General features: G+C 67.7%; 9 protein-coding genes and 1 pseudogene. 4 read left to right on the top strand and 6 right to left on the bottom strand.

Going from position 1 to position 7,556, the window contains the following annotated elements; all coding sequences use genetic code 11:
* Both DD1DGNOD_RS23935 and DD1DGNOD_RS23940 read left to right on the top strand, forming a co-directional pair.
* Positions 1 to 186, top strand: a pseudogene (locus DD1DGNOD_RS23935) (DsrE family protein); the annotation flags it as partial.
* 258 nt (positions 187 to 444) lie between these two features.
* A complete protein-coding gene (locus DD1DGNOD_RS23940; RefSeq protein WP_131768613.1) occupies positions 445 to 669 on the top strand; it encodes a hypothetical protein in 225 nt (74 codons plus the stop codon).
* A gap of 214 nt (positions 670 to 883) precedes the next feature.
* Here DD1DGNOD_RS23940 and DD1DGNOD_RS23945 read toward each other — a convergent pair whose 3' ends face one another.
* The 6 genes from DD1DGNOD_RS23945 to DD1DGNOD_RS23975 all read right to left on the bottom strand — a co-directional run bounded on the left by DD1DGNOD_RS23945 (position 884) and on the right by DD1DGNOD_RS23975 (position 4,910).
* On the bottom strand, positions 884 to 1,183 hold the full coding sequence (locus DD1DGNOD_RS23945; protein ID WP_131768614.1) for a DUF1416 domain-containing protein: 300 nt from the start codon (positions 1,181 to 1,183) through the stop codon (positions 884 to 886).
* Positions 1,184 to 1,186: 3 nt separating this feature from the next.
* A complete protein-coding gene (locus DD1DGNOD_RS23950) occupies positions 1,187 to 2,020 on the bottom strand; it encodes a sulfurtransferase (protein ID WP_131768615.1) in 834 nt (277 codons plus the stop codon).
* A complete protein-coding gene (locus DD1DGNOD_RS23955) occupies positions 2,017 to 2,430 on the bottom strand; it encodes a DUF4395 domain-containing protein (RefSeq protein ID WP_131768616.1) in 414 nt (137 codons plus the stop codon). Before DD1DGNOD_RS23955 ends, DD1DGNOD_RS23950 begins: the two co-directional genes overlap by 4 nt.
* 169 nt (positions 2,431 to 2,599) lie before the next feature.
* Positions 2,600 to 3,094 (bottom strand): thioredoxin family protein, encoded by a 495-nt coding sequence (locus DD1DGNOD_RS23960; RefSeq protein WP_241251819.1) that lies wholly within the window; start codon positions 3,092 to 3,094, stop codon positions 2,600 to 2,602.
* Positions 3,095 to 3,334: 240 nt separating this feature from the next.
* Complete coding sequence (locus DD1DGNOD_RS27475) at positions 3,335 to 4,423, bottom strand: hypothetical protein (RefSeq protein ID WP_165036998.1); 1,089 nt, start codon at positions 4,421 to 4,423, stop codon at positions 3,335 to 3,337.
* Positions 4,424 to 4,655: 232 nt separating this feature from the next.
* The gene (locus tag DD1DGNOD_RS23975; protein ID WP_131768619.1) at positions 4,656 to 4,910 is read right to left on the bottom strand and encodes a MoaD/ThiS family protein; all 255 of its coding nucleotides are present in this window, start codon (positions 4,908 to 4,910) and stop codon (positions 4,656 to 4,658) included.
* Positions 4,911 to 5,347: 437 nt separating this feature from the next.
* Here DD1DGNOD_RS23975 and DD1DGNOD_RS23980 point away from each other — a divergent pair, with 437 nt between their 5' ends.
* Together DD1DGNOD_RS23980 and mshD are read left to right on the top strand one after the other, a co-directional pair.
* On the top strand, positions 5,348 to 6,094 hold the full coding sequence (locus DD1DGNOD_RS23980; RefSeq protein WP_131768620.1) for a winged helix-turn-helix domain-containing protein: 747 nt from the start codon (positions 5,348 to 5,350) through the stop codon (positions 6,092 to 6,094).
* Between the two features lie 316 nt (positions 6,095 to 6,410).
* Positions 6,411 to 7,514, top strand: coding sequence for a mycothiol synthase (gene mshD / locus DD1DGNOD_RS23985; protein WP_131771082.1), 1,104 nt, complete (start codon positions 6,411 to 6,413; stop codon positions 7,512 to 7,514).
* The last annotated feature ends 42 nt before the right edge of the window (positions 7,515 to 7,556 follow it).

Consider the following 7,556-nt stretch of genomic DNA (forward strand, 5'->3'; position numbering starts at 1 on the left):
GAGTCGACCCCCCTGCCCGAACTGCTGGACGCCGTCCTGACCGGAGGACGCGTGACGCTGTGCACACAGTGTGCGGCACGGCGGGCCATCGAGCCCGACGACGTGCTCCCCGGGATACGCATCGCCGGTGCGGCGGTCTTCGTCTCCGAGGTGCTCGCCGACGGGGCACGGGCTCTCGTCTACTGACGACAGTGGGCGTCTGTGACGGCAGGCGTCCGCTGACGGCAGCGGGACGAACCCCCGCCCGTGATCAACGCCGTCATGACGGACAGCTGCCCGATCCGCACTTTCTGGACAACCTGCCGAACTCTGAGTAGTCAGTCAACCGAACTTTGAGTAGTGTCGTGCGCAAGCTCCGCAAGCGCTCCTGCAACGGCAGACCACGCGCGGCACACGACAGGGCTCCTTCACGACGCCGGGAGGATGCGGTTTGGTGGTCGTGTGATGCACGAACCCGAGGTCCTGTACGCAGTTGTCCAGTTCGACGGAACCGCACAGCGGGCGGTCCGGCGTGTCGTCGCACCATTTCCGGATCGAAGCTCCGCGGCGCTGTTCGCGACCGACAACGGTCTGCACAACTACACCGTCGGCCCGATGTCATTTGCCGTCCCCACGCGGGCGGCACCCGCGCACCACGGCATTCCCGCGCCCCGAGCCGGCAGCTTCTGACCGCCGCAAACCTGCGCTGTAAGGGCCCGTAATGGAATAAGTGACGCCATCACAATGCCCTGACCTGCACAGATGCCCCGCAAGAAAGCAACTTATCGTATTCCAGGCCCTAAACGCAAAAGGTGGGCCTTTTTCGAGATATCCGGAAATTTTCCGGAACATCGGAAAAGGCCCACCTGGGACGAACCGGATCCGCCGGCCCGCTCTAGGGGTTCTAGGCGGCGACGTCGATTTCGGCGTTGACGGGCTCACCCTGACGGGCGACGACCTTCCGCTCGCCGGACGCGCCCGGGACGAGCGCCCGGACGGTCCATGAGCCCGGTCGGGCGAAGAAACGGAACTGCCCGGTCGCCGACAACGGCACTTCGGCCGTGAAATCGCCACCCTCGTCGAGCAGACGGACGTAACCCGACGAAACAGGCGAGCCGTCCTTCAGCACGACACCCTGAATGACACTTTCCTTTGCCACGTCAATTCCTTCCACCGAAGGTCCGCCGCTGGTCGCGCCACACACGTCTCAGGCGTCCTTCTCGATCGGCACGCCGACCAGCGAACCGTACTCGGTCCAGGATCCGTCGTAGTTCTTGACGTTCGGCAGGTCCAGCAGCTCGTGGAGGGCGAACCAGGTGTGGGCCGAGCGCTCGCCGATACGGCAGTAGGCGATGGTGTCCTTGCTCAGGTCCACCCCGGCCTCGGAGTACAGGGCGGTCAGCTCGTCGTTCGACTTGAAGGTGCCGTCCTCGTTCGCGGTCTTCGCCCAGGGGATGTTCTTCGCGGTGGGGACGTGACCGGCCCGCTGCGACTGCTCCTGGGGCAGGTGAGCCGGCGCGAGCAGCCGCCCGGCGAACTCGTCGGGCGACCGCACGTCGACGAGGTTCTTCGCGCCGATCGCGGCGATGACCTCGTCCCGGAAAGCTCGGATGTCGGTACGGACGTCTTTGGCGACATACTGGGTCGCCGGTCGGTCCGGAACCTCCTCGGTCAGCTCACGGCTGTCCAGCTCCCACTTCTTCCGGCCGCCGTCGAGCAACCGGACCTCGGCGTGCCCGTAGAGGGTGAAGTACCAGTAGGCGTAGGCGGCGAACCAGTTGTTGTTACCGCCGTAGAGAACGACGGTGTCGTCGTTCGAGATGCCTTTGGCGGACAGGAGCTTCTCGAACTGCTCCTTGTTCACGAAGTCACGGATGACCGGGTCCTGCAGCTCCGACTTCCAGTCGAGCCGGACCGCACCCCGGATGTGGCCCTTGTCGTATGCGGAGACGTCCTCGTCGACCTCGACCAGGACGACCTTGGGGTCGGTCAGATGTGCTTCGGCCCAGGCCGGATCGACAAGCGCGCTGGTGCGACTCATGCTTGCACTCCTTTCACGGAACGTATGGCGAGATATATCTGGCAACCGAGACAAAAGCCGATGGCGGCGTTCAGGAACGCCGCGAAAAATGCAAACGCCGTGGCGATGTACCCCAGTGCGGGGACGCCGGCGAGAAAGCCGACCGTTCCCAGCACGCCGAATACCGTCCCGACCGCCTGCGCAAAACGCGGCGGCTGGTCGTCCTCCAGCTCGGCCGGCGGCCCCAGTCGGGGCTGGACCAACGTTCGGTACAGCAACCCATACGGAGCACGACGAACTCCGAACGCCGCGCCGATCAGAAATACCACAGTCTGCGCGAAGAGCAACCAGCCATTTGCGGTCAGTAGCACCACCGCGAGGACGACGCTGGTAACGGCTGCGCTGAATCGGGGACCTCTCGGGTCGACCACGAGCTCATCTCCTGACGGGCGGGCCCGCCAACGGCGGACGGCATCAACGCACGGCTCAGGAAAATGGACACAACGAGCTACGGACACGGCACAGGTCGACTGTGCGGCGCCTGACGAGCTCGGTGGAGAACATGACCTCCTGACCGTAGCAGCGAACATGAAGGATGTGTTACCGATCTGACGGCCAATCGAGTCGGTCGGACGCATCGATCATGGCGCCATCTCGAGCCGCCGCCGCACCTTGCCCGTGCGGCTCGCCGATTGCCAGCTCCAGCGCCGTGAGAACAGCTCTCCGGCCCGGCGGAGCACCACTGGCCCGGCAAACCTCTCGAGCCCGCGAGTCAAGGACGAGCACGGTCGGGGTGCGCCGGATCCGCAGCCGCCTGACCAGCTCCAGATGGGATTCGGCGTCGACCTCCACGTGCCGCACGCCCGGGATGCTCCCGGCGACGTCAGCGAGGATTCGCCGGGTCGCCCTACAGGGCGCGCAGAACGCGGTGGAGAACTGCAACAGCGTGGCACGCGCCTCGGGACTCACACCGAGTGCCACGAGTTCGGCGTCCACTGCGGGCACCGAGCCTCCCCCCTCAGGATGGGCCGTCATGTGCGCGGACGCCTGGGCCGCGCCGTTCGCCACTTCGCCGTTCGCCACTTCGCCGTTCATGACCGGTGCATCGGGTACGGCCGACACCGTTGGCGCCGATGCCGGCGAATCCGGGCGAACCATGCGGAACCGCCCGTCCCGGACCCGGATGAACAGTGCTGCTCCGACAGCACACCCGACAGCCACCATCAGCACCCACAACCCGGTCACGACAGTGACCAGCGTGTCCGCGCGTCCACGTCTTCCCCAGCCCTGCCTCCGGCGTCCCGCTCCCGGTGTGGAAGTGACTTCACATACCGATCATCCCACCAACAGGCGACCCAACGTGTACACGAACGCGGCGGCTCCCGCCAGGGGGAAGGTCGCGACCAGAGGCCACCCGACAAGATGATCGTCACGGCAGGACACCTGCCCCCGGGGGGCGCTCGGCACCGGCCTGCCGCTGGACACCGGTCCGCCGCCGGGCACCGGCCTCCCGCCGAACCCACCTGCCGGCTCGGCACGGATCTCGGCGATTCCGCGGGCGACAGCAAGATAGACGATGACCGCTGCCGCGGCAGCCGCACCCGCGATCAACGTCGCCTCCCAGGCGTCCAGATCACCCGCGAACCCGCCGAGGAGGGCACCGGCGCCGGCACCCGCGGCAAACCCGACGATCGGCGCGACGACCGGACAGCCGGCCCGCAGGCTGGAGCGGACGCGGGCCCAGCCGGGGATGCTCGTCGATCTCACAGGCTCGACGAGTATCCCCGCGCACAGCCGCGCGACACACAGTCGCGCGACGAGGACGGCCGTAGCCGCACCCACAAGACCGGCGGCCACCACCATGGGGCCGACCACACGGCCGTCCGGCGTCTGGATGGCAGCCACGTTCAGGTAACCGGCCAGCAGGGTGACCAGGACCACCCCGCTGAGGCCCGCGGCCATGTCCACCGTGACCGTCACCGACTGTCCCGGAGAGGAATCGCGATCCCGCTTCACCACTCCAGAAACCTGAGCCTCCGGCAGCGCGGAAAGAACATGATCGCGCTGCCTTTGGCCCTCAACCACTCCAGAAACCTGGGCCTCCGGCACGGCACCGGCCGCCTCCGCCCACCCGCGCCGTCTCGCCAGCTGGACGAGGATGACCGCCACCACAGCGAGGCCGACAACTCCAGCAAGGTTCCCGATCTCGTCGGAATCGGCCATGACGGCGGTGATGTCCGCGGCCGGCGCCGCCACCAGCACGATCGCGAGAGTCCCGGTCGACGCCCCCAGCGCCCGCACCCACGCCCAGCCGAGAAGGAGCTGTTCGACGGCGATGACGGCGGCAAGCAGAAGCGGCCCCACAGCCGCGGCGAACACCGGGACGACAGCGGCAACGACGATGGAGACGCTGACGAGGAACATCGGGGATCCGTCCGGTTGGCACAGCTGGCTGCGCGCCGGCGTGCTGGCCGGCTTCGTCCTGAAGGCCGTCCTGGCTCCGCGGGCGCACACGCCATCATGTTCCCACGGTTCCCACGACCAGCCGAGGACGACAGCGACGAACCGGGCGAAACGCCCACGCACCGGCTGCCGCCCACACATCCCGGCGCCGCCCGATCATCGTGGGAGCAGGGGAGATCTCGGGCAGGGCGGCTCACCCACCGGCGAACGGCGGGAGCACCTCCACGACGCAGCCGTCCGTGAGGGTCACGTCGGCATGTTCGCGGCGACCGACCGGAAGGTCGTCCACCAGAAACGCGCATCGGGGCAGCAAGGCCGCGAGTGCGCCCGGGTGGCGTTCCGCCACGGTTTCCAGTAGATGAGCGAGTGTCTCGGCGTTGTGCTGCTCCTCGGGCACGCCTGCCGCATGCCGGGCAGCGGCCCAGTACCGGACTGTCATGCGAGCCATGGGAGCTCCCTACGCTCGGCGTCCACCCCGGTGACCTCGCAGTCACCGGAGTCACTGAAAGTGCACACGGCCGAGGGCCGACCAGGGCTGCGCGGACCGGATGCAAGCACGTCGGCATAGTGCCCAATGCCGTCGGACACGGCGCTGGCCGGGGGCTTGTCACGAAATCCGGAAAGCCGTGAGCGGCGTCGACTTCAAGATCAAAACTATGGTTAGTTACGGGACGAACACGGCAGCGATGGGCCGTGGCGAGAATCTCAGCGTCCGCAGTGGGGAGAACTCCTAAGGCGGTAGGAGTGGAGTACGACACTCCGCTATCCTCCCCACAGGCCGGTGTTCGTTTCGCGCCCATGACGGTCGTGGAACGCGAACCGACCGCAAGGTATCCGTGGGTCGACGCTGCCCCAACATCGCAACCGAACCCTGGAGGAGTCGACTTGAGCGTCGTCCTGTTGCTCACCAACGCCCCCGGACCGTCCGCGGAGTCCTTTCCCTCACTCGGGCTCCTGACTCACACCGTTCGCGTCGCTCCACTCGAGGCCAGCGCGCTCCTTGACGCTCCCCCGGTGGATGTCGTGGTGGTGGACGGACGCCGGGAACTGGTTGTCGCCCGCGGCCTGTGTCGCCTACTCCGCACGACCGGGCTCACCACCGCGTTGCTCGCCCTCGTCACCGAAGGTGGGCTGGCCGCGGTCTCGGCCGACTGGGGTGTCGATGACGTGGTGCTTGACAGCGCCGGGCCCGCCGAGGTCGAGGCACGGCTGAGGCTCGCGATCGGTCGGGTGGCGGCTGCCGGCGGCACCGCCGAAGCCGGCGTCATCCGCTCCGGTGACCTGTCGGTGGACGAGACCACCTACTCGGCCAAGCTGCGTGGCCGCCCGCTTGAGCTCACCTTCAAGGAATTCGAGCTGCTGAAGTACCTCGCGCAGCACCCGGGCCGGGTCTTCACCCGTGCCCAGCTCCTGCAGGAGGTCTGGGGTTACGACTACTACGGAGGTACCCGGACCGTTGACGTCCACGTGCGCCGCCTGCGAGCCAAGCTCGGCCCGGAGCACGAATCGATGATCGGCACTGTGCGGCACGTCGGTTACAAGTTCGTCGCTCCTCCGATCGCCCCGCTGCCCGAGGAAACAGTGGCCAGCCGCGACGGTCGGGAAGTAATGCGCACTCCCGAACGCGTGTAGTTCCAGCCAGGGTCCGTGTAGTTCCGGGGGCCGCCGGACCTGTCGCGTCGCTTCGCCCGGACCCATCGGGTCGCTTCGCGACATGGCAGAAATCCCGGTGCGAGAAAGCGTGCGGTGCCACAGCCCGACGAGCGCGGTCCGCTCGTCGGGCACCGTGGCCAGCACGTGCTCGCGCGTCAGGGCCTGTCCGTGCCGGGGTCTGCTGCCCCGGATTTCCCCTTATGCCCGGCCAAACCCATGGTCAAACAAGAAAATCTCCGGGCGCATCAGACCCACCCGGATGAAAATCGGTGTGGAACATCATAATGTCGCAGGAATGAAACTGCGCTGGGCTCAACGCCTCACCCCCCACGATGTGGGTAGTCTGCGGCACCTGGTTGCCACGGCCGCGGAGACCGACGGGGTTGGCCCGCTGTCCGACGACGCGGCGTTACGGCTGGCGATCGAGCCACTGACCGCCGGACAACACCTGACCGTCACCACGTCGGACTCTGTGGTGACGGACCATGACCCGGCCGACGGGACCATCTGGGACGACAGCGCAGGCACGGTCGCCGGGTACGCCTATCTGGCCACCCCTGATGACCATAACTGGCAGGCGGAGCTGGTCGTCCATCCCTTCCAGCGCCGTCGGGGTATCGGCGGGCGCCTGCTGGCCGCCCTGACCGCGGCCGCCGACCAGGCCGAAGCGGACCTGCGCGTCTGGGCGCATGGCGACCCACCCGCGGCAGCGGCCCTGGCGGACAGGTACGGCTTCGGCCGGGAGCGGGTGCTGTGGCAGATGCGCCGTCCACTTTCCTCCGCGGCACCCTTCGGCGGGCGGGAGACGCACCCTGTTCACGATGTTCCCCCTCTTCCGGACATAACGGTGCCACTAGGGGTAACCGTCCGGACCTTCACTCCGGGACAGGACGAGGACGCGTGGGTGGCGATCAACAGCAGCGCCTTCGCGGACCACCCGGAACAGGGGCGCTGGACGGTGGAGGATCTCCGGCTGCGCGAGGCCGAGTCGTGGTTCAACCCGGCGGGCTTCTTCCTCGCCGAGTTCGCGGGCCGGCTCGTCGGCTTCCACTGGACGAAGGTGGCCGAGGCGACCCCATCCGCTGGCGGTGGAAGCCCGAGCACGGCCTCCAGCGGCAGCGCCGACGACGCGGAGAGCGCCGCGGCGGACCTCGGCGAGGTGTATGTCGTCGGGGTGGAGCCCACGTTCGCCGGACGCGGACTCGGCCGGACACTGACCCTGATCGGACTCCACCACCTGCGCGATCGCGGCCTGGCCACGGCGATGCTCTACGTCGACGACACCAACCGCCCGGCGGTACGCCTGTACGAGGGCCTCGGCTTCAGCCGGTACAGCTGCGACATCTCCTACCTGCGCAAACCGGGTGTTCAGATCGAATCCCGGCCTGGCTGGTCCTAGCCCGGCCAAAGGGTGCGCGATCATGCTTTTCGCGCACCCGGA

The organism is Candidatus Protofrankia californiensis (genome assembly GCF_900634765.1).
In the GTDB taxonomy this organism is placed as follows: domain Bacteria; phylum Actinomycetota; class Actinomycetes; order Frankiales; family Frankiaceae; genus Protofrankia; species Protofrankia californiensis.